At 64.9% G+C, this 20,022-nt stretch carries 17 protein-coding genes and 1 pseudogene; 5 read left to right on the top strand and 13 right to left on the bottom strand.

Annotated elements, in window-relative coordinates:
- The 3 genes and pseudogenes from G453_RS28950 to G453_RS0121265 form a co-directional block, all read left to right on the top strand.
- Positions 1 to 234: chemotaxis protein CheW (locus tag G453_RS28950; RefSeq protein ID WP_043647026.1), on the top strand; the 234-nt coding region annotated here is incomplete at its 5' end.
- A 75-nt stretch (positions 235 to 309) separates the two neighbouring features.
- A pseudogene (locus G453_RS25735) lies at positions 310 to 624 on the top strand (STAS domain-containing protein); the annotation flags it as partial.
- The gene (locus G453_RS0121265; protein WP_027192665.1) at positions 621 to 2,666 is read left to right on the top strand and encodes a chemotaxis protein CheA; all 2,046 of its coding nucleotides are present in this window, start codon (positions 621 to 623) and stop codon (positions 2,664 to 2,666) included. The pseudogene G453_RS25735 and the gene G453_RS0121265, both read left to right, overlap by 4 nt.
- A gap of 63 nt (positions 2,667 to 2,729) precedes the next feature.
- On the opposite strand, the gene G453_RS0121260 is transcribed toward G453_RS0121265, so the two are convergent.
- From G453_RS0121260 to G453_RS0121205, 12 genes are all read right to left on the bottom strand, one after another.
- Positions 2,730 to 4,187 carry an NAD-dependent succinate-semialdehyde dehydrogenase gene (locus G453_RS0121260; protein ID WP_027192664.1) on the bottom strand — a complete coding sequence of 486 codons (1,458 nt, stop codon included), beginning with the start codon at positions 4,185 to 4,187 and terminating at the stop codon, positions 2,730 to 2,732.
- Between the two features lie 176 nt (positions 4,188 to 4,363).
- Positions 4,364 to 5,020: a CBS and ACT domain-containing protein gene (locus tag G453_RS0121255; protein WP_027192663.1), complete on the bottom strand. Its 657-nt coding sequence runs from the start codon at positions 5,018 to 5,020 to the stop codon at positions 4,364 to 4,366.
- A gap of 111 nt (positions 5,021 to 5,131) precedes the next feature.
- On the bottom strand, positions 5,132 to 6,907 hold the full coding sequence (locus G453_RS0121250) for an aldehyde ferredoxin oxidoreductase family protein (RefSeq protein ID WP_027192662.1): 1,776 nt from the start codon (positions 6,905 to 6,907) through the stop codon (positions 5,132 to 5,134).
- Positions 6,908 to 6,914: 7 nt separating this feature from the next.
- Complete coding sequence (locus tag G453_RS0121245; RefSeq protein ID WP_027192661.1) at positions 6,915 to 7,625, bottom strand: ABC transporter ATP-binding protein; 711 nt, start codon at positions 7,623 to 7,625, stop codon at positions 6,915 to 6,917.
- A complete protein-coding gene (locus G453_RS0121240; protein ID WP_027192660.1) occupies positions 7,612 to 8,337 on the bottom strand; it encodes an ABC transporter ATP-binding protein in 726 nt (241 codons plus the stop codon). Before G453_RS0121240 ends, G453_RS0121245 begins: the two co-directional genes overlap by 14 nt.
- Complete coding sequence (locus G453_RS0121235; RefSeq protein ID WP_027192659.1) at positions 8,334 to 9,350, bottom strand: branched-chain amino acid ABC transporter permease; 1,017 nt, start codon at positions 9,348 to 9,350, stop codon at positions 8,334 to 8,336. The genes G453_RS0121240 and G453_RS0121235 overlap by 4 nt, the downstream gene beginning before the upstream one ends.
- Before the next feature lie 9 nt (positions 9,351 to 9,359).
- On the bottom strand, positions 9,360 to 10,244 hold the full coding sequence (locus G453_RS0121230) for a branched-chain amino acid ABC transporter permease (RefSeq protein ID WP_027192658.1): 885 nt from the start codon (positions 10,242 to 10,244) through the stop codon (positions 9,360 to 9,362).
- Positions 10,245 to 10,316: 72 nt separating this feature from the next.
- Positions 10,317 to 11,558, bottom strand: a complete 1,242-nt coding sequence (locus tag G453_RS0121225) for an ABC transporter substrate-binding protein (RefSeq protein WP_027192657.1) — start codon at positions 11,556 to 11,558, stop codon at positions 10,317 to 10,319.
- A gap of 63 nt (positions 11,559 to 11,621) precedes the next feature.
- The gene (gabT, locus tag G453_RS0121220) at positions 11,622 to 12,947 is read right to left on the bottom strand and encodes a 4-aminobutyrate--2-oxoglutarate transaminase (RefSeq protein WP_027192656.1); all 1,326 of its coding nucleotides are present in this window, start codon (positions 12,945 to 12,947) and stop codon (positions 11,622 to 11,624) included.
- A 415-nt stretch (positions 12,948 to 13,362) separates the two neighbouring features.
- Positions 13,363 to 15,126, bottom strand: coding sequence for a sigma-54 interaction domain-containing protein (locus G453_RS0121215; protein WP_235731828.1), 1,764 nt, complete (start codon positions 15,124 to 15,126; stop codon positions 13,363 to 13,365).
- 51 nt (positions 15,127 to 15,177) lie between these two features.
- Positions 15,178 to 16,242 (bottom strand): hypothetical protein, encoded by a 1,065-nt coding sequence (locus G453_RS0121210; RefSeq protein WP_043647017.1) that lies wholly within the window; start codon positions 16,240 to 16,242, stop codon positions 15,178 to 15,180.
- Positions 16,243 to 16,244: 2 nt separating this feature from the next.
- Positions 16,245 to 17,240 carry an acyltransferase family protein gene (locus G453_RS0121205; RefSeq protein ID WP_235731835.1) on the bottom strand — a complete coding sequence of 332 codons (996 nt, stop codon included), beginning with the start codon at positions 17,238 to 17,240 and terminating at the stop codon, positions 16,245 to 16,247.
- Between G453_RS0121205 and G453_RS28545 the strand changes: the two genes are divergently transcribed.
- Together G453_RS28545 and G453_RS0121200 are read left to right on the top strand one after the other, a co-directional pair.
- Positions 17,223 to 17,459 (top strand): hypothetical protein, encoded by a 237-nt coding sequence (locus G453_RS28545; protein ID WP_169725382.1) that lies wholly within the window; start codon positions 17,223 to 17,225, stop codon positions 17,457 to 17,459. The genes G453_RS0121205 and G453_RS28545 overlap by 18 nt on opposite strands.
- Before the next feature lie 57 nt (positions 17,460 to 17,516).
- Positions 17,517 to 17,852 (top strand): IscA/HesB family protein, encoded by a 336-nt coding sequence (locus G453_RS0121200; RefSeq protein ID WP_027192652.1) that lies wholly within the window; start codon positions 17,517 to 17,519, stop codon positions 17,850 to 17,852.
- Positions 17,853 to 17,908: 56 nt separating this feature from the next.
- Here the strand turns inward: G453_RS0121200 and G453_RS0121195 are convergent, their stop codons facing one another.
- Positions 17,909 to 19,837, bottom strand: coding sequence for a sigma-54-dependent Fis family transcriptional regulator (locus tag G453_RS0121195; protein WP_043647015.1), 1,929 nt, complete (start codon positions 19,835 to 19,837; stop codon positions 17,909 to 17,911).
- Between the last annotated feature and the right edge of the window lie 185 nt (positions 19,838 to 20,022).

Here is a 20,022-nt window from a genome sequence, read left to right as displayed (position 1 = left end):
GTGCTCGGGGCCATCGCCGACTCCGTCAAGGAAGTGCTCGAGATGGAGGCCGGAGCGATTGCCCCCCCTCCGGCAATGGGGGTATCCGTGAAGACTGATTACCTGCGCGGCATCGGCAAGGCGGACGGCAGGTTCATCCTCGTCCTGGACATAGCCCAGGTCCTTGGAACCTATGAAGTCCTGGCGCTTGGCGATTTGAGCGGCGCACTGGCCAGCAGGGACGAAGCCGAATAGCCCTCTGCCGTCGCGGCCGGGGCGCCCGGCGGCACGGGCTATGAGCCGTGCGCCGTTGACGAACGAGAACAAGGAGGCATCACAGTGCAACTCAGCTTTTCAGGCGACTGCACCGTTGCGCGCGCGGAGGAAATCCGGGCGACGCTTCTCGAGGCGTTGCATTCAGGCGGCAGCATCGAGGTTGATCTCCGCGAAGTGACGGGAATCGATCTTACGTTCTGCCAGATGCTGTACGCCCTGCGCCTGAGCTGCAAAGCCAAGGGCGTACAGCTCACCTTGCCGGACAATCTGCCGGAGACGCTTGCGACGCAGGCCACTTTCTGCGGCATGCCCGAACTCGCAGGATTGGCCCACAAGGACGAGGCCCAGGAAACGGAGGACGCGCGATGAGCATGGACGCCGCCACCCTGTTCAAGGAGGAGGCCGCGGAACTGCTCGCGGACCTGGAGCAGATGCTCCTGGAGTTGGAGAACGACCCCGGCAACGCGGAGTGCATCGGCAAGGTGTTCCGCGACATCCACACCATAAAAGGCTCCGGAGCCATGTTCGGCTATACCGAGCTGGCGCGTTTCTCCCACGACGTGGAGACCGTTTTCGACAAGGTCCGCGCGGGAGAGCTGGAGCTGGACGGCGAGCTGCTGGGGCTTACCCTCGCGGCCAAGGACCACATCGGCAAGCTGCTTTCGTCTCCGGAGGCCTCACCCGACGACGTGGCGGCCTCCGACGAGATCCTGGCTAGGCTGCGCCCGTATCTGGGCGCAGCGCCTCAGGGGGACTCCCCAGCCCCGGCCAAGCCGGAGCCGGGCCAGGACAAGCGGCGCTTCAACCCTGCGGCGGCAAAGACTTACCTGCTGCGCTACCGCCCGGCGGCCAACACATTCCTGTCCGGCACCGACCCCCTGCGGCTCGTGGACGAGTTGAATGACCTGGGCAGGCTCTGGTGCGTCTTCAGGGCCGAGGGGATTCCCTCCCTGGAGACATTGGACCCGGTCATGGTGTCCGGCTGGTGGGACATCCTGCTCATCAGCGACAAGGGCCTGGACGCCATCCACGACGTGTTCATCTTCGTGGAGGACGAGCATGGCGTGGAGATGGACGAGGTGCGCCCCGAAGCCATCAGAGGCTCAGACGTTCCGGTGTTCCTGAAGATGATGCAGGAGGGCGGGGAGAAGACGTTCGTGGAGCTGCGCGACGAGATCGCCGTCTGGATCGCGGAGAAGGTCAGCCAGCGGGCTCCGGTCAAGGAGAAGGTCGCCGAGACCCAGGCCGCAGCCAGCATCAGGGTGGACTCCTCCCGGCTGGACGCACTGGTCAACCTGGTGGGGGAGATGGTCATCGTGCAGTCTCGCCTGAGCCAGGCGGCCGCAACCTCCGGCGACGCGGGCCTGCGCTCCATCGCCGAGGACCTGCAACGCCTCTCCTCCGAAATGCGCGACCACACCTTGGGCATCCGCATGGTGCCCATCGGGTCCATCTACGGCACCATGCGCCGCCTGGTGCGCGACCTCTGCCAGAACATGGGCAAGAACGTGGCCTTCTACGGCCTGGGCGCGCAGACCGAGCTGGACAAGAACGTCATCGACCAGCTGAAAGATCCCCTGGTGCACATCCTGCGCAACAGCATCGACCATGGCATCGAGGACCCCGAGGCTCGCGCGGCGGCGGGCAAGCCGCAAAAGGGCAGCATCACCCTGGACGCCACGCACTCGGGCGGCAACATCCTCATCACCATAACCGACGACGGCAAGGGCATCGACGTGGCGCGCGTGAAGGCCAAGGCCCTGGAAAAAGGACTCCTCGCGCCTACGGACACGCCGTCGGATAAGGACATCCTGAACCTGATCTTCGCTCCGGGCTTCTCCACGGCCCAGGCCGTCACCAACGTCTCCGGGCGCGGGGTGGGCATGGACGTGGTGAAGAAGAACATCGAGAGCCTGCGCGGGACCGTGGATATCGAGAGCACCCCGGGCCTGGGGTGCAGGCTCACCATCCGGCTGCCCCTGACCCTGGCCATCATCGACGGCTTGCAGGTGCGCGTGGGCACGGAGTTCTTCGTGCTGCCGCTCTCCGCCGTTGAGGCCTGCCAGGAGCGTTTCCTGGAAGGCGCGCCTCCGGTGGTTGGCTCCATGGAGTACAAGGGGGAGCTGATACCCTGCGTGAGCGTCCGGGGCCTGCTTGAGGTTCCGGGGCAGCAGCCGGGATATGAGCGCATCGTGGTGACCGGCGTGGAGGGGAAATGGGTCGGACTGGCCGTGGACGCGGTGGTGGGCCAGCAGCAGGCCGTCATCAAGCCGCTGTCCGAGGCGCTGGGCGGGGTGCGGTTCATCGCGGGGACCACGGTGAACGGCGACGGCGGGGTCTCGGTGATCCTGGACGTGCCCAACCTGATCGGCTTCGCGTTCACCCGCCACAAGCAGCAGACGGCAGCCTGAATCAACACACGGCGGGGCGTCCCTGATCGTTCAGGCCGCCCCGCCTTTTCACCGGAAGCAACTCTAGCCGTCTATCCCGCCCATCACGATGAGCTTGGTGTCCATGTAGTCCATCAGGCCCTCGGCGCCGCCCTCGCGGCCCATGCCGCTCTCCTTGATGCCGCCGAAGGGGGCTTCGGCCATGGCCAGAAGCACCTCGTTCACGCCCACCATGCCGAACTCCAGGGTCTCGCTCATGCGCCAGGTGCGCCCCAGGTCACGGGTGAACACGTAGGAGGCCAGGCCCACCTCGGTGTCGTTGGCCAGGGCGATGGCTTCCTTTTCCGACGCGAATCCGACCACGGGAGCCACGGGGCCGAAGATCTCCTCCTTGAACACGCGCATGGCCGGGGTGACGTCCGTGAGCACCGTGGGCTCGTAGAAGAGCCCGCCGAGCTTGTGGCGCTTGCCGCCGGTCAGCACTTTCGCGCCCTTTTCCACGGCGTCGCGCACCAGGGCGTCCACGTGGTTCACGGCAGCCTCGTCGATGAGCGGCCCCTGGGTCACGCCCGCTTCCAGGCCGCTGCCTGCCCTGAGCATCTCCACCTTGGCGGCCAGCCTGCGCAGGAACTCGTCGCGAACGCCGTCCTGCACCAGGATGCGGTTGGCGCAGATGCAGGTCTGCCCGCAGTTTCGGAACTTGGAGCCGAGTGCGCCGTCCACGGCGCGGTCCAGGTCCGCGTCGTCGAACACGATGAGCGGCGCGTTGCCCCCAAGCTCCAGGGACAGGCGCTTCATGGTGGCGGCGCACTGGGCCATGAGCTTCTTGCCCACGGCGGTGGAGCCGGTGAAGCTCAGCTTGCGCACCCTGGGGTCTGCGGTCAATTCCGCGCCGATCTTGGAGGAGTCCCCGGTGATCACGTTGAACACGCCGGGGGGGACGCCCGCTTCCTCGGCCAGGGCGGCCATGGCCAGGGCGCAGTAGGGCGTCTGGGAGGCGGGCTTTATCACCACGGCGCATCCCGCGGCCAGGGCCGGGGCGGCCTTGCGCGGGATCATGGCGAAGGGGAAGTTCCAGGGGGTGATGATGCCCACCACGCCTACGGGCTGGCGGATGGTGATGGGGCGCTTACCGGGGTCGGGCGTGGGGATCACCTGGCCATAGGCGCGGCGGGCTTCCTCGGCGAACCAGGGGAAGTACGAGGCGCCCTGAATGATCTCGCCTTTGGACTCCGCCAGGGGCTTGCCCTGCTCCAGGGTGAGGATGGCGGCCAGCTCATCCAGGTTGTCCATGATGAGCCCGTGCATGCGGTGCAGGTATTTGCCCCGCTCCAGGGCGGTGAGGGCCTTCCAGGCGGCCATGGCCCTGGCGGCGGAGGAGACGGCCACGGAGGTTTCCTTTGTGGCGCACCTGGGGACGGTGCCCAGGGTCCTGCCGGTGGCCGGGTCCGTGACCTCGATGGTCTCGCCGTTCAGGGCCGGGCTCCACATGCCGTCGATGTAGCAATGGTTCTTCCAGAGTTTCAGATCGTCTGGGCGCATAACTACTCCTTGCATTGGCGTTCTGCTGTCAGCGCATCACTCTGTGCAGCGCCCGGAAAACGCTCTTATTCGCCTGAAGACGCACTATCGACGGATCTTACATGATTGAAATTGCTCGCACAAAGAATAAAATATTATGCTTTGAAAAACATATTCGCGTTTTCCAATCCAGACGATCAGTCCTTGACCCAGTACAGCAGGTGATGCTTGGCTTTGATGGCGCTTTTGATGCGGTATTCGTCTGCCTCGGTCACGGGGCGGATGCGGATGTAGACGTTGCGCATGGTTTCGTCCGCCGTGTCCAGGTGGGAGAGGATGCTCACGATGCGCGCGTCCTGTGAGCGAAGGTCGTCGATGAGGCTTTTCAGGCAGCCCTTGTCCACGGGGAGCCGGGCCGCCAGCTGGATGCCGCCCTGATCCACGCCGCTCACCAGGGTGAACAGGCGGAAGATGTCCGTGTCGGTGATGATGCCCACCACGCGGTCCTCGCCGTAGACCACGGGCAGGCCGCCCACCTTGTTGTCGCGCATGAGGGCTGCGGCGCGCTCCACGGTGGTCTCGGCGGTGATGCGCAGGGGGTCGGGGGTCATGATGTCTCGCACCTTGATCTCGGAGAGCAGGTGCGTCATCTCGTAGATGTCCAGGGACGTGGCCTTGGAGGGCGACGCCGCCTTGATGTCGCGCTCGGTGACGATGCCCTTCAGGCGTCCGGTTGCGTCCACCACGGGCAGGCGGCGGATGTTGCGCTGAAGCATGATCCGTCCGGCCTTAATCATGGTGGTGTCCCCGGTGACGGTGACCACATCGCGAAGCATCCAGTCGCCCACAAGCATATCCAGCTCCTTAGCTGATGGAGTTTCAGGCCGTATGTCCGCCCCGCATGCGATACGGGCCGGGCGTCTCGTGTTGCGTCCCCGCAGGCCGTCCGTGCGTCGGCGTGCGCCCTATCCGGCGTAACCGGGCGGGCGTCCCTCCGGGCTCCAGCCGCGAAGCCTGTAGTATTCGCCGGTCATGAACGTAAGCTCCTCCTCGGTCAGCACCCTGCCGTCGGGCAGGGGCTCTCGGTGCAGCCGCTTTGGCAGGCGGTCATCCGCCGGGGTCAGGCCCTCGCGCAGGTTGAAGGTGCGGGTCATGTCCGACACGGTTGCCGCCCGGCGCTTCAGGGCCTCCTTGGAGGCGTCGAGCCCCGTGGCCAGATGGATCACCTTTTCCAGCTCCTCCCAGGTGTACAGGTCCCGGAAGAAGCGGCACAGGATAAGGGTGTCGAAGATGTTCAGCCGGTCCTCGTAGTCGATGAGCATGGCGGCCTTGCCTTCGATGGCGTCGGCAGGGATGAATCCGGCCAGTTCCGGCTTGTAGAAGGTGGTGCGCAGGTGGCAGGCCCCCCGGTCGGAGGTGGCGTAGGCCAAGCCCATGCCCTTGAGCACGCGCGGGTCGTACCCGGCGGGCTCCATGCCCTTCACGTGCACGGCCAGGTCCTCCAGCCCCCAGGCTTTTGCGGCGGCGACGATGCCCTGCGACAGGATCTCCCCGACGCCGCGCCGGGCCGCGATGTCCTCGATCAGCCGGGCGATGGCGTCCACGTCGTTGTAGCCGATGGCGAGGTCCACCTTGCCGCGCGATGCGGCCTCGATGGCGAAGGCGCAGAGGTTGCCGGCGGTGATGGTGTCCATGCCCAGGCGGTCGCAGAGGTCGTTGAGATAAACCACCTCGCCCATGTCCTCCACCATGCACAGCCCGCCGAAGGCGTAGATGGTCTCGTACTCCGGGCCTTCCAACGTGAGCCCGGCGTGGCGACCCTTCTTGAGCGTGGCCATGCGCCCGCAGGCCATGAAGCACTTCAGGCAGGCGTGGGGTTCCACCTGATGCTCGCGGTGGAAGGTCTCGCCGGAGAGGTTCGGCCAATGCTCGCAGCTGCCCTGGGTCCAGTACTTGGCGGGGAAGGCCCCTGCCGTGTTCATGAGGGCCACCATCATGGTGGTGCCCTGGCTCTTGTAGGCCTGCACGCCCTTGTTCTGCACCCCGGCCTTGGCGAAAGCGGCGGAGTACTCGCGCAGGCCCTTGGCATCGAAGGGCACGCGCTTGCGGTCGCCCTGGAACACCACGGCCTTCACCTTCTTGGAACCGAGCACCGCGCCCACGCCAGCCCGCCCGGCGCAGCGCCAGCGGTCGTTGGCGATCATGGCGAAGCGCACCAGATTCTCGCCCGCAGGCCCGATGACCGTGACGCCCGGCTTGCCGTAACCCGGCTTGTCGATGGCGAAGGCCTCGCGGGCCGCGTCCTCGGCGGCGTACACGTCCAGGCCCCACAGGGCGGACGCGTCATGGAACAGGCAGCCGTCCGGGTGGATGGTCAGGGCCAGGGGCGTCTGCGAAGCCCCTTCGATCACCACGGCGTCGAACCCGGCGGAGTCCACGGCTTCGGGCGCGCGGCCGCCGGAGTAGGACTCGGCGTAGAAGCCGGTCTGGGGGGACTTGGTGAACACGCCGTAGCGGCTGGCCCCCCAGGCCGCACCGCCGCACAGGGGACCGGTGGCGAAGATGAGCCGGTTCTCGGGGCCGAGCGGGTCGGTCCCGGCGGGGTTGCGCTCCAGGAGAAGGCGCGTGGCCAGCCCCTTGCCGCCAAGCACCGTGTCGGGAACGTCCGGGGCCAGGGGTTCGATGGCGAAGGTGCGATTCGTCACATCGACAGTGAGTATTCTGCCGTGGAAACCGTGCATGGGGTCCCTACATGCCCAGATAGGCGGATTTGATGTGTTTGTTGTCCATGAGCTCCTTGGCCGGGCCTTCCAGGGCCACGCGGCCGTGCTCCAGCACGTAGCCACGGTCCGAGAGGCTGAGCGAATGGTTCACGTCCTGCTCCACCAAGAGCACCGTGGTGCCCGTGTCCGCGATCACCCGCAGGGTGTCGAAGATGGATTTGACCAGGATGGGCGCCAGGCCAAGCGAGGGCTCGTCCAGCATCAGAAGCCCCGGCAGGGCCATGAGCCCGCGCCCGATGGCCACCATCTGCTGCTCGCCGCCGGAGAGGGTCATGGCGGTCTGCTCCTGGCGCTCGCGCAGGCGGGGCAGGAGGTCGTAGACCTTGCGCAGCGTCTTGTCGCGGACCTTGTGGGCGCGCAGGGTGTAGGCCCCGATCTCCAGGTTGTCGGCCACGCTCATGAGCGAAAAGAGCCTTCTGCCCTCGGGAACATGCACGATGCCCCGGTCCACGATGCGCTCGGGCGGGTAGGTCTGGATCTCCTCGCCCTTGAAGCGGATCACGCCGCTGCTGGGCTGGAGGAGCCCCGAGAGGGTTTTCAGGAGCGTGGACTTGCCTGCGCCGTTGCCGCCGATGATGCTCACCACCTCGCCCTCGTTCACCGTGAGCGAGAGGTCGTGAATGATCTGCACGTCCCCGTAGGCGACGTTTATGTTCTCCACGCTAAGCAGCGCCATATTCCCTCCCGAGATAGGCCCTGATGACGTTCTCGTCCTTGGTGACGTCTTCGGGCTTGCCCTCGGCGATCTTCTCGCCGAAGTGGATGACCACCACCCTGTCCGACAGGGCCATGACCGCGCGCATGATGTGCTCGATGACGAACACGGTGACGCCCGAGTCCCGCAGCTTCTTTATGATGGAGATCATCTCGTCCACCTCGGTGGGGCGCAGCCCGGCCATCACCTCGTCCAGCAGCAAAAGCTCCGGGTCCGTGGCCAGAGCCTTGGCGATCTCCAGGCGCTTGCGGTCGGCGATGGTCAGGTTGCTGGAGAGCTGGTTCGCGCGGTGGTCCAACTGGAGCGTGGTCAGCACCTCCATGGCCTTGTCGCGCGCCTTGCGGGTGGACCCGGTGCGCAGGAAGGCCCCCACCATCACGTTGTACAGCACGGACTTGGAGGCGAAGGGCTTCACGATCTGGAAGGTGCGCGCAAGGCCAAGGCGGCACAGGTCCCAGGGTTTCTGCCCGGCGATGCTCTGGCCCTTGAAGCGGATGTCGCCCGTGGAGGGCGGGAACACCCCGGCCACGCAGTTGAACATGGTGGACTTGCCCGCGCCGTTGGGGCCGATGAGCCCCAGGATCTCGCCCTTTGCGATGTGCAGGTCCAGGTCGTGGATGGCGGTCAGGCCGCCGAAGTGCTTGGTCAGTCCGGTGACTTCCAGGATGTTCATTTGCTCGCTCCTTCGGCAGCCTTGTCCCCGGTGATCCTGTTGGCCAGCCGGTCGTAGAGCTTGGCCAGCGGCGGGGTGAGCCCCTTTGGCTGGAACAGCATGACCATGATGAGGATCAGGCCGAAGATCACCAGGTGCAGGCCGGGCAGCTGGTCGCTGAGATAAATGCGGGTGAACTCGTTAAGCGGGCGAAGCGCAAGCGCGCCGATGAGCGGCCCGGCGATGGTGCCGCGCCCGCCGATGAGGGCGATGAAGGCGATCTCGAAGGACAGGTCCAGGCCCATGAGCCCCTTGGGGTAGAAGTAGAGCATGAGCTGGGCGTAGAAGGTCCCGGCCAGCGCCGTGAGGAAGCTGCTCATGGCCATGGCGATCAGCTTGTAGCGGGCCACGTTGACGCCCAGGGCCTGGGCCGCCTCGGGCTCGTCGCCGCCTGCGGCGAGGTAGTAGCCCATGCGCGACTTGGAGATGAACCAGGTCAGCGCCAGCACCAGGATCAGCATGAACAGGATGATGTAGTAGTAGGGCTCCTTGTGCATGAACTGGTAGTTCCAGAAAGAGTCGCCCTTGAGGGGGATCAGGAGTCCCCGTGGTCCGTTCAGCTTGAAGGGGCCGATGGCGTCGAGGTTCTCGATCATCACCCGGATGCCCTCGGCGAAGGCGATGGTGCACAGGGCGAAGTAGGCCCCGCGCATGCGGAAGGTGGGTTTGCCGATCATGACGCCCACCAGCGCGGCCAGCGCCCCGCCCACCAGCATGCCGATCCAGGGCGAGATGCCGTACTGGAGGCTCAAGATGGTGGAGGTGTAGGCTCCGATGCCCACGAACACCGAGTGTCCGAGGGGCAACACGCCCGCGAAGCCGCCCACCAGGTTCCAGGATGTGGTGAGGTAGGCGTAGAAGAACAGCAGAATGAGGATCTGCAAATACGTCGGGCTCTCGATGGCCAGCGGCAGGGCGAAGCTCACCACGGCTGCCAGGCCGAGAAGCGCCAAATCCAGTTGTTTCCGGCTCACGTGCGCCTCCTACCAGTCCTGTTTATGGCCGAAAAAGCCGGAGGGTTTGACGAAGAGGATCACCAGGAAGATGGCGTAGATGATGGCCTCGGTCCAGGTGGAGGTGATGTACTGCGAGAACACCGACTCGATGAGCCCCACGATGATGCCGCCGAGCATCGCGCCCTTGATGCTGCCAAGCCCACCCAGCACCACGATGATGAAGGCCCGGATGTCGAAGACCACGCCCACGGAGGGGTAGACGTAGTAGAAGGGGATGATGACGCAGCCCGCGATGCCCGCGATGGCCGTGCCGATGCCGAAGGCCAGGTTGTAGATGCGGTACTGGTCGATGCCCATCAGGTTGGCGGCCTCGCGGTCCAGGCTGGTGGCCTGGAGGGCCTTGCCGGTGCGGGTCTTCTTCATGAAGAGCGCGAGACCCACTGCAGTGGCTACTGCCACCACGAAGCCGGAAAATTTCGGAATGGAGACGATGACCTCGCCCAGCATGAAGGATGTGCCGGAAATGGCCGTGCGCACGGTGCGGTATTCCGCGCCGAACAGCATGAGCGCCAGGTTGTCCAGCACGTACCACACGCCCGTGGTGACGATGATGACCGTGAGCGGTTCGCGGACCTGCTGCTCGGCCTTGAACACGGGTTTTATGACCAGGTCCTGCATGAAGTAGCCGAAGAAGAAGAGGAACGGGGGAACGATGAAAAGCGCGAAATACGGATGCATCCCCGTGAGCTTTATCAGCCAGTAGGCGGCGAACATGCCTACCATCAGCAGGGACCCGTGCGCGAAGTTGACCACCTTCATCACCCCGAAAATCAGGGTGAGGCCCAGGGCGGTCAGCCCGTACATGGAACCCATCATTGTGCCGTTAAGCACCGCCTGTATCACCGCGGTCATGAGTCGTCTCCGGTGGTTGGTGCTCCCCCCGGACAGCCGCCGGGGCTGCCGGGGGGAGCGGCGTTGGAGGGATTATTTGCCTGCGGGGAAGACGGGCTTGTACCCGGCGCGGCGCGCGGACTTGGGCCACACGGTGACGCGGTCGAGCTTGCCGTCGATCTCGGCGATCTGGGCGATGACGATGCCGGCGTTCTTGTTCTGGCCGTTCTCGTCAAACTCCACGCCGTCGTAGGAGACGATCATGGCCGGGCCGGTGGTCAGCTTGGTGGCGGCCAGGGCGTCGCGCACCTTCTTGGGATCGGTGGAGGCGGCGCGCTCCAGGGCGTCGGCGATCACGTACATGGCGGCGTAGGCGTCAACGGACTCGCCGGTCAGGTCGTAGCCGTACTTGGCCTTGAACTTGGCGTTGGTTTCCTTGGCGCCGGGCTTGTTGACGTCGGTGTTCCACTCGACCTCGTCGAAGAGGTACAGGGCGTTCTTGCCCACGTTCTCCAGGAACTTGGGGTCGGCGTGGCCGCCGCCGCTGGCCAGGACCACCTTGGGGGTGACCTTCATCTCGGTCATGGTGTTGGTGAGCAGGATGGCGTCAGCCGCGTTGGACACCAGCATCACCACGTCGGGCTTGGCGGATTTGAGCTTGGTGACCACCGGGGTCAGGTCGGTGGCGGTGCTGGGGTAGGGCTCGTCCAGCACGATCTCGTAGCCGTCCTGCTTGGCCAGGGTGCGCCACTTCTCGGCGAAACCGGTGCCCCAGTCGCCGTTCTCGAACACGAAGGCGATGGTCTTCATCTTCTGGCCGGTTTCCTCCTGCATGTCCTTCAGGAAGCGGAACTGGTCGCGCACCCACCAGGAGTCCTTGGCGGCGATGCGGAACACGTACTTGAAGCCGCGCTCGGTGATGGTGTCGCGCACGGCAACGGGCACCACGAAGGGCACGCCGTAGCGTTCGGCGGTCTGGGTGGCCGGGTAGGTGACTGCGGAGTTCCAGCAGCCGGTCATGATGTTGACTTTTTCCGTGTTGATGAGGCGCTCGGTCTCGGAGACGCCCACGGTGGGGTCGGACTTGGAGTCCGCGTAGACCAGCTCCAGCTTGGCGCCGCCCATGGACTTGATGCCGCCGGCCGCGTTGATCTCTTCCACGGCCATCTCGCGGGCCTGCTTGCCCTGCACGCCCACCGAGGCGGACGGGCCGGACAGGGGTTCAACGTTGCCGATCTTGATGGCCTTCTGCGCCGAGGCCGGAACAGCGAAGGACACGGTGACCAGGGCCGAAAGGGCCAATCCCACAAGCTTTTTGCCAAGTGACTTGTTCATGCCAGACTCCCAACGGTTGACGTTTTCGCGTGTTGCCAAGTGCCGGGTCAGTTCGATTATCCGCTATTTCAAACGTCCTTCGGAGAGCTCGCGCAGGCCCTCCTCCATGATCGCGAGGCCGCGTTCGAGCTGGTCGTCGGTAATGACCAGGGGCATCAGGGTGCGGATCACGTTGCCGTGCGCGCCGCAGGACAGGAGCAGAAGCCCCTTGTCCACGCAGAACTTGGCCAGGGCCTTGGCCTGCGTGGTGGCCGGGGTCTTGGTCTTGCGGTCCGTGACCAGCTCCAGGGCGCGCATGGGGCCGACCCCGCGCTCCTCGCCGATGATCTCGTATTTTTCCATCCAGGAGGCGAAGCGCTTCTGGATGGTGTCGCCGAGCTTCTGGGCCTTCTGAAGGAGCTTGTCCTCCTCGAAGGCCTCGATCACGGCCAGGGCCGCGCTGCACGAGATGGGGTTGCCGCCGTAGGTGCCGCCGGTGCCGCCCACCTGGGGGGCGTCCATGATTTCGCGCCGACCCACCACGCCGGACAGGGGCATGCCGCCCGCCAGGCTCTTGGCCACGGTGGTCAGGTCCGGAACCACGCCGTGGTGTTCCATGGCGAAGTACGTGCCGGTGCGTCCGAAGCCGGTCTGCACCTCGTCGGCCACGAACACGATGCCGTTCTCCTTGCAGATGGCGGCCAGCTTGACGAAATACTCGGTGGGCGGGCAGACGAAGCCGCCCTCGCCCAGCACCGGCTCGATCACCAGGGCCGCGATGTTCTCGGCGGCGGCGTGGCCGATGAAGAAGTCCTTGAGAAGATCCGCGCAGGCAGCGCCGCAGGTGGTGCGCTCAAGGCCGATGGGACAGCGGTAGCAGTAGGCGTAGGGCATGCGGTAGACTTCGGGGGCGAAGGGTCCGAAGCCGAACTTGTAGGGCTTCACCTTGCTGGTGAGGGTCATGGTCAGGAGCGTGCGGCCGTGGAAGCCGTTCTCGAAGGCGATGACGCCCTGGCGCTTGGTGGCGCTGCGGGCGATCTTCACCGCGTTCTCCACGGCCTCGGCCCCGGAGTTGGCGAACAGGGCCATTTTCTCGAAGTCGCCAGGAGCCATGTCGCACAGCTTTTTGGCCAGCTTGATGTAGGGCTCGTACATGACGATGTGGAAGCAGGTGTGGATGAACTTCTCGGCCTGTTCCTTGATGGCGGCCACGACCTTGGGGTGGCAGTGGCCCACGTTGACCACGCCGATTCCGCCCGCGAAGTCGATGAGTTCGCGTCCGTCCATGTCCACGATGGACGCGCCATTGGCGGAGGCCGCCAGGTAGCGGGTGGCGTTGAACGGCCCTTTGGGCACGTACCGGTCGCGAAGTTCCTGAAGTTCAGTGGAGGTGCAGTTCTTTTGTCCCACGGGTGTCCCTCATGGCAGGATGTTGTCAGGCTTTGCCCAAGCCGCGCCTTTTTACGAAAAGGTCAATTTATTGAGCAAGAAGCAGGCCAGAGGGAGTTGGGGCGTCTGGTTGAGTTATTTCATGTGGTTACGTGTTCGTTGAGTTCGTGCGGGTGCCCGGTTTGATGCACCTATGAATCAATGCTGGGAGAAACATGAATAGTTATCGATAGATGGTGGTGATTCAGTTGTGAATCACAAGAATATTAACAAAAACGGTAATTATGGGCTTTCGGGCGCTCCCGGGTGGAGCCTCGATTTGAGAAAGATCGCTCTGTGAAAAATTAAAACCAATTTTATAGAGATGTTGTTGTGGTCTCGTCCGGTTGCAGGCAAAGTCTACGACAATGAAAGCGCGTTCTGATTCAGTTCTGAATCAATCCAGGGCCATGCCGTATTTGGCCAGCTTGCGAACCACCGTGGACTGGCTCACCCCCAGGTAGGCCGCCATCTCCCGCGTGGTCCGGCAGCGGGCCGCAGCCTGTCTGAGGATGCGCAGGGTGGCCTGGTCGGTGGTCTCGGTCAGCGAGCGCGGCGAGCCGCCCGGCGCGATGAGCCCCGAAGACGGCGACACGCCCATGGCCTCTTCCAGGGCCTCGGTCAGGTCGTCGCCCTCACCCATGACGAAGGCCTTCTGGATGATGCCCACCAGTTCGCGCACGTTGCCCGGATACTCGTAGGATTCCAGCAGGCGCACGGCCCTGGGGGACAGCCGCTTGGACTTGCCGTGGCTGGCGTTGAAGTTGGCCAGGTAGAACTCCGCCAGCCCGAAGATGTCCTCGCGGCGCTCGCGCAGCGGCGCGATACGCACGATGAAGGTGTTCAGACGGTAGTACAGGTCCTTGCGGAAGCGCTTCTGCTCAACCAGACGGTCCAGGTCGCAGTTGGTGGCGGCCACCACGCCGCACTCCACGATCTGCGACTGCGCCCCGCCAAGCCGCCTCAGCTCGTAATCATCAAGATATTTCAGAAGTTTTGCCTGGACGGGGTAGGGGATGTCGCCCACTTCGTCCAGGAACAGGGTGCCGCCCTTGGCCAGCTCGATGAGCCCGGCCTTGCCCTGCTTCAGCGCTCCGGTGAAGGCCCCCTTCTCGTAGCCGAAGAGCTCGGCCTCGAAGAGGTTTTCCGGCACCGCCGGGCAGTTGATGGGGATGAAGGGCTTCTTGGCGCGCGGGCTGTTCTGGTGGACGAACTTGGCCAGAAGGCCCTTGCCCGTGCCGGATTCGCCAAGGATCAGGATGCGCGAGGCGTTGGCGTGGGCAAGCTTCAGAAGCGCCAGCAGGGCGTGGCGCATGGCCGGGCTGTCCGCCACCAGGTCCTTCTGGCGAAGCTCCAGCATGGAGAGCTCAGCCAGCTCGCTGCGGTATTTTTCCTCCACCTTGCGGGCGTTCTGCAACCCCTCGCGCAGGGTGTTCAGCTCGGTCACATCGCGCTCGTTGACCACCACCATGGAGATGCCGCCGCTCTCGTCGAACACCGGCGAACCGGTGACCAGGAGCTGCTTTCCGGTCTTGGTGATGCGCTGGATGATGCTGGACTGGCGCTTGTAGCGCAGCACGTCCAGGGTGACGGAGTGGTCCACCAGCCCCTCTTCGATGATGCAGCTGATGCTCCTGCCGATGTATGCCGCCGCTTCGACGGAGTTCAGGCGCTGGGATTCGCGGTTGATGTCCAGGATGACCCCGTTTCCGTCACAGATCCAGATGCCCTCGGACACCGAGTCCAGTACCGCGCGCAGGGGAATTTCGGGCGCGGAGAGCTGGGCCGGGGCTGTTTCGGCCAGCGTGGCGGCGGCCCCGATGATGCGCCCCTCGCGGATCACCGGGCAGGCTTCCACCCGCAGTTGCCGTCCGGAGATGTCCATCGTGGCTGGAGAGGCTGGGGGAGCGCCGTCCAGGCAGACGTGCAGCACCTGGCGGATATCGGACAGGGAGTCAGGCAGGGGCTGGCAGCCATGGCGGTCCGGGTCGAGCTCGAGAAGCCGCCCGGCGTGCGCGTTGACCGAGACGACGCGGCACTGTGAGTCCACGGCAAGAACGGCGTGACCCAGGGACTGAAGGATGTCGTCGGCCCCAGGGTTTTCAGGGGCAGGTCCTGGCCGGGGTGTCTCCTTGGTGTGTCCCATACGCGGAAAATGCACGAAATTGTATGAATCCGCAATGAGTCTGGCCCGGCAGGGCCGAGGTGAGCGTCAGCGGACTGCGGATTTTCGCATGAGCGGGGCTTTTTCAAGAAACGGGGCCAGCAGGAAGGCCAGGGCCAGGGTCATCGCGAGGGTTGCCGCGTACAGGAAGGCAGCGGATGCGATCTGGCCGGGAAACAGGCCGGAATAGGCCCTGGTCAGGGTGAAGCTCCACAGCAGCATGGCCATGAAGAAACTGTTGGAGGCCCTGCCCAGCGCCCGAACGGGAACTGCGGCCTGCCAGAAGCCCCCCCTCGCCAGCGAGCAGGCCAGCGCGGCGGCCAGGATCGCCTGCACCTGGAGCGCACTGGCCAGCGACGCCCAGTCGTGCCCGTCCATCAGGAAATACAGGTCGTCGCCGCGTGCGGCGCTGAGCTTTCTGCACCAGAGCGCGGCAGCCATGAGCAGTGCCGCTCCCGCCCAGCCGGGAAGACGCGTGGACCCTTTCCACCGGCTGGCGAGCCAGGCCACGCCGACACCCCAGAAAAAGGACAGGAAATGCCCGTTGACCGGAAACCAGGGCAAGTCCTGGACTGTGAACGCGGCCATCGCGGCTGCTCCGGCCGCCCAGCCCCAGGCGAGGGAAATCCTGGCCCGTCTGGCCAGGAGCAGCCACAGCGCCGCCAACGCGTAAAACAGCAGAAAGGCATTGTGCTGCGCGAACGCGCGCAGAAAAGGGGAGGGGACGTTCATGGGGTCGAGCAGCAGGAGGCTCCGGAAATAATCCTCCGGGGAAATGGCCCTGTAGGCCAGGAAGGGGATCCCTGTGACTGCGAGCCAGGGCAGCAGCCGGGCGTACAGCCCGGTGGCCAGGCTCAGGGGCCGGGTGTCGTCGCACGAGGCTTTGCGAAAGATGAGGACGCCGGACACCATGAACAGCATGTCGAACCCCAGGACGCCGCTTGAAAACAGCAGGTCCGCAACCCGTCCGGCGATTTTCTCCAGGAGGCCTGCACCGGCGGCCCAGGCCTGCATCTCGGCGGAGAAATTTCCGAAAAACAGCAGGTTGAAGAGAAAAAAGACCCCGAGGCCCCGCCAGGCGTCAAGGCCCGGCATGCGGTGTTGGTGTTCCATGGTCACGGTTTCACGAAGTAGGGGCGTTCCAGCAGGGTGAACAGCAGGGTGGCCAGCAACAGGCTTAGGCCAAAGGATACGCTCCACGCGCCGAGGACTCCGGGGAACGAGGCAATGCCCCCGAGGAACCCGTTGCTGATGGGCAGGCCCCACTGGGCGTGGGTCATGAACAGAGAGTAGCTGACGACCCCGACCACGCGCAGCGGCGCGAAGGACAGGAGCGCGGTGGCTGCGCCGGGCCGGAGCAGACGCCAGAACAGCGCCGCCGTCGCTGCGGCGAACAGCAGGTGGAAACCCAGGCGGGAGGGCGTGGAAGACCCCATGACGGCGTGGAATGAGTCGGTGGACCACAGCCAGCAGGCGGCGAGGATGGCCAATGCTCCCGGAAGCCAGAGCAGGCTGGCCAGCCGGTCGAGCCAGCCGTGGAGGCGCGTATCCAGCAGCAGGCGCGTGAGCAGGATGCCGACCATGAAGTCGAGGAATCGAGGGTCGTTGTACGGCCTGAGAGTGTTGAAATACAGGATGTTTGCCATGAGAAGGGCGTTTATTGTCCAGAAGTATGCCCATCCTCTGGAAAAGGCCCAGCGTTGCGGAAGTATGAATACTGCGCAAAAGAAAACATAGAACCACATCTCGTAGATCAGCGCCCAGGTGATGTAGCTGACCAGCGTTGTGTCCGGGAAAAACTTGAAGAAAAATATGTTGTCCACGAGCTGACGCCAGCTCACGGAGTCCGCACCCCAGCACAGGGCCGGAAGGTTGACAACAAGAATGACCGGGAGGAGCCGCTTGAACCGGTGCGTCATGAAGGTGTGGACAGGGATGTTCCCGGTTCTGGAAAAGGACAGATAGGTAAGGCACCCGCTCAGCAGGAACAAGATGTCCACACCAAGGCTTCCGGAGTGAAGTGTGCGGATCATATGAAATACGAGAGATCCAGAATTCAGGAAGTAGTCTGATTCGCTGAACTGGGCGAAGAAATGGACGTTGAAGATCATTACCGTGGCGACGGCGCGCAGTCCATCCAGAGCGGGGTAACGTCTCTTGTCGAGGAGGAAGAAAGAATTCATGCCGACATGAGCCTATCCAAAACCCTGCTGCCCGTCCACTGGGGCCGGGAAACGCGACATGGACGCCCCGCCGTAGGGGAAGCAGTCGCAGTCGCTATCAGATTGTTGCGAAAATCCATGGGCAAGGCATTGATACTTCCCATTTGACGAGGCCCACATAAATATAAATACTGTGCATAGAAAATCCAAATAGTGGGGGCGGTGATGTTCACAGTGACCGACGCTGCAAAGAAACAGCTTGATTCGTTTTTTTCCGACAAACCCAGGGCGGCCATCCGCATTTACCTGTCCGAGGGCGGCTGCGCGGGACCGCGCCTTGCCCTTGCCATGGATGAACTGAAAGACGGCGACGACAGCTTCGAGGTGGAGGGCTACACCTTCCTGGTGGAGAGCGACCTCATGGGCAAGGCCAAACCCCTCACCGTGGACCTGAGCTACATGGGGTTCCAGGTCCTATCCAGCCTGGAGCTGCCCAAGGGCGGATGCTCCACCGGTTCCTGTTCGACAGGCTCCTGCTCTACGGGTTCCTGCTGCGGCTAACGGCTTTCCTGAGTGGGGCGGTCGCCTGACCGCCCCTCTTCCTTCCAATTCACCGCTCACCGGGAGCGCATCCTGCGCCACAGGGTGGAGCGGCTGATCCCCAGGGATTTCGCGGCCTCGCCGATCCTGCCGTTGGTCCTGTCCAGGGCCTCGCGGATGCGTTCCAGCTCCCCGTCGCCCAATGCCTGGAGCTGCGGCGGGCAGGACGGGGCCAGCCTGGGAGGCAGGCCCCCTCCTGACGGCCCGTGGCTCTGGGGCGGGCTGCCCGCCGGGACGGAGGGCGTGGCGTCCAGCAGCGAGCGGATGAGCCTGCCGGACACCACCCGCTCCCGGTGCGTGGCGGCCACGCGGGCCATGACGTTCTGCAACTCCCGCACGTTGCCCGGCCAGGGATGCTCGCACAGCGTGGCCAGCGCATCCTCGTCCAGGGCGTAGCGGCCGGGCCTGCCGCAAGCCTGGTCCAGGAAATGCGCGGCCAGGCCTGGGATGTCTTCGCGCCTGCGGCACAGGGGCGGCAGGCGCAGGCGCAGCACGTTCAGCCTGTAGAACAGGTCGTCGCGGAAGCTCCCCTCGGCCACCAGCCTGCCCAGGTCCTTGTTGGTGGCCGCCACCACGCGCACGTTCACCGGAATCATCTGGTCGCTGCCCAGGCGCATCACCTTGCGCTCCTGCACCACGCGCAGGAGCCTGCCCTGGGTGGGCAGGTCCATCTCGGCGATCTCGTCCAGAAAGATCGTTCCGCCGTGGGCCAGCTCGAAGAGCCCCGCCTTGCCCTTTTGGCTGGCTCCGGTGAATGCGCCGGGCATGTAGCCGAACAGTTCGCTTTCCAGCAGCTGGCCGGGCAGCGCCGCGCAGTTCACGGCCACGAACGGCCCCTCGCCGCGCGCGCTCGCCGTGTGGATGCTCTGGGCGAAGAGCTCCTTGCCGGTGCCGGTCTCGCCGTGGATGAGCACCGTGGCCGAGGTGCGCGCGTAGTCCCGCCCCATGGCGATGGCCTGGGCCAGGGCCTGGCTCTGGCCGCGTATGTCCTCGAAGCGCGAGGTGGCCACGTGGCCCGAGGCCAGGATGCGTTTTCGCACGGTGGCCTCCATCTTCTGGATCTGGCGCACGTCGTGCACCGTGGCCACCGCGCCCACGGTCTCCCCGTGCACGGTGACGGCCAGCTTGCTGCACATGATCTCCTGGTCGAACACCCGCTCGATCTGTCCGGTCTCGGCTTTGCCCGTGGCCAGCACGCGGCTCAGGCCCGACTTGGGCCACACCTCCGAGATGTTCCGGCCCAGGGCGTCGGCCTCGGTCATGCGCAGGAGCCTTCCCGCCACCGGGTTGAACACCGTGACCACGCCGCGCCTGTCCACGGCCACGATGCCGTTGTCCGTGGAGGTCAGCACCGCCCGCATCAGCGAGCTCTTGGCCTTCTCCACGTTCCTGCCGTGGGCGATGCGCTTGGCCTCGCGCACGGCGGCCAGGATGGACTGGGGGCTGCTCTCCACGGGCTGGCAGGGCACGCCCAGCTGCTGGGCGAAGAGCGCCATGATGTAGCCACCCACCACGATTTCCGCCCCGTCGTCCCTGGCCCGCACCACCGCCGCGCTGATGTCCTCCTCCCTGGACCATTCGTAAATGCCCACGTCCACGCCAAGCATGCGGCCGATCTCGCGCGCGCCGTCGGACATGGGCGGGAAGGCCACCACGGCGATGCGGCTGGCGCGGGCCTTGGCCCGGTGGATGGCGGTGAGCAGGTCCAGGCTGGATGTGGAGATGTCCACCACGGAGAGGTCGGGCAGGGCGTCCTGGACGCCTCGCGCCGTGGCCCCGCGCGAGATGACCACCTCCACCCCCTGGGCGCAGAGGCTGCGGGCCGCCTTGATGGCCCCGGCCATGAGTCCTTCGGTGAGGATGACGTCGTCGTGCTCGCCTTTGAGGATTGCGCGCGCGCAGTCCAGCATGGACTCGTTCAGGGCGATGAAAGCGATGGTGCTCATGAGGGCCTCGCGTGCGACAGTCTGAAACGTGATGAAACATAATGAATCATACTTGTTTCAAGCGTGCAACATCATAGTGCAACATACTGTAATATTGGTAAGTTATATTTGGAACGATTTCTGCTCAGCTCAGGGAGGACGGACGGGGAGTGGTGGACACTTCTCCGGCGGGAAGCGCCGGGGAG

It is taken from the genome of Fundidesulfovibrio putealis DSM 16056, assembly GCF_000429325.1.
Lineage (GTDB): Bacteria > Desulfobacterota > Desulfovibrionia > Desulfovibrionales > Desulfovibrionaceae > Fundidesulfovibrio > Fundidesulfovibrio putealis.
This window is presented reverse-complemented; position numbering and strand designations above follow the sequence as displayed.

Coding starts and splice junctions, on each gene's coding strand:
- G453_RS0121225 (WP_027192657.1), bottom strand. CDS start 11,558: ATGAACAAGTCACTTGGCAAAAAGCTTGTGGGATTGGCCCTTTCGGCC.
- G453_RS0121260 (WP_027192664.1), bottom strand. CDS start 4,187: ATGCGCCCAGACGATCTGAAACTCTGGAAGAACCATTGCTACATCGAC.
- G453_RS0121200 (WP_027192652.1), top strand. CDS start 17,517: ATGTTCACAGTGACCGACGCTGCAAAGAAACAGCTTGATTCGTTTTTT.
- G453_RS0121250 (WP_027192662.1), bottom strand. CDS start 6,907: ATGCACGGTTTCCACGGCAGAATACTCACTGTCGATGTGACGAATCGC.
- G453_RS0121195 (WP_043647015.1), bottom strand. CDS start 19,837: ATGAGCACCATCGCTTTCATCGCCCTGAACGAGTCCATGCTGGACTGC.
- G453_RS0121230 (WP_027192658.1), bottom strand. CDS start 10,244: ATGACCGCGGTGATACAGGCGGTGCTTAACGGCACAATGATGGGTTCC.
- G453_RS0121205 (WP_235731835.1), bottom strand. CDS start 17,240: ATGATCTTCAACGTCCATTTCTTCGCCCAGTTCAGCGAATCAGACTAC.
- G453_RS0121265 (WP_027192665.1), top strand. CDS start 621: ATGAGCATGGACGCCGCCACCCTGTTCAAGGAGGAGGCCGCGGAACTG.
- G453_RS0121255 (WP_027192663.1), bottom strand. CDS start 5,020: ATGCTTGTGGGCGACTGGATGCTTCGCGATGTGGTCACCGTCACCGGG.
- G453_RS0121240 (WP_027192660.1), bottom strand. CDS start 8,337: ATGAACATCCTGGAAGTCACCGGACTGACCAAGCACTTCGGCGGCCTG.
- G453_RS0121245 (WP_027192661.1), bottom strand. CDS start 7,625: ATGGCGCTGCTTAGCGTGGAGAACATAAACGTCGCCTACGGGGACGTG.
- G453_RS0121210 (WP_043647017.1), bottom strand. CDS start 16,242: ATGGAACACCAACACCGCATGCCGGGCCTTGACGCCTGGCGGGGCCTC.
- G453_RS28545 (WP_169725382.1), top strand. CDS start 17,223: ATGGACGTTGAAGATCATTACCGTGGCGACGGCGCGCAGTCCATCCAG.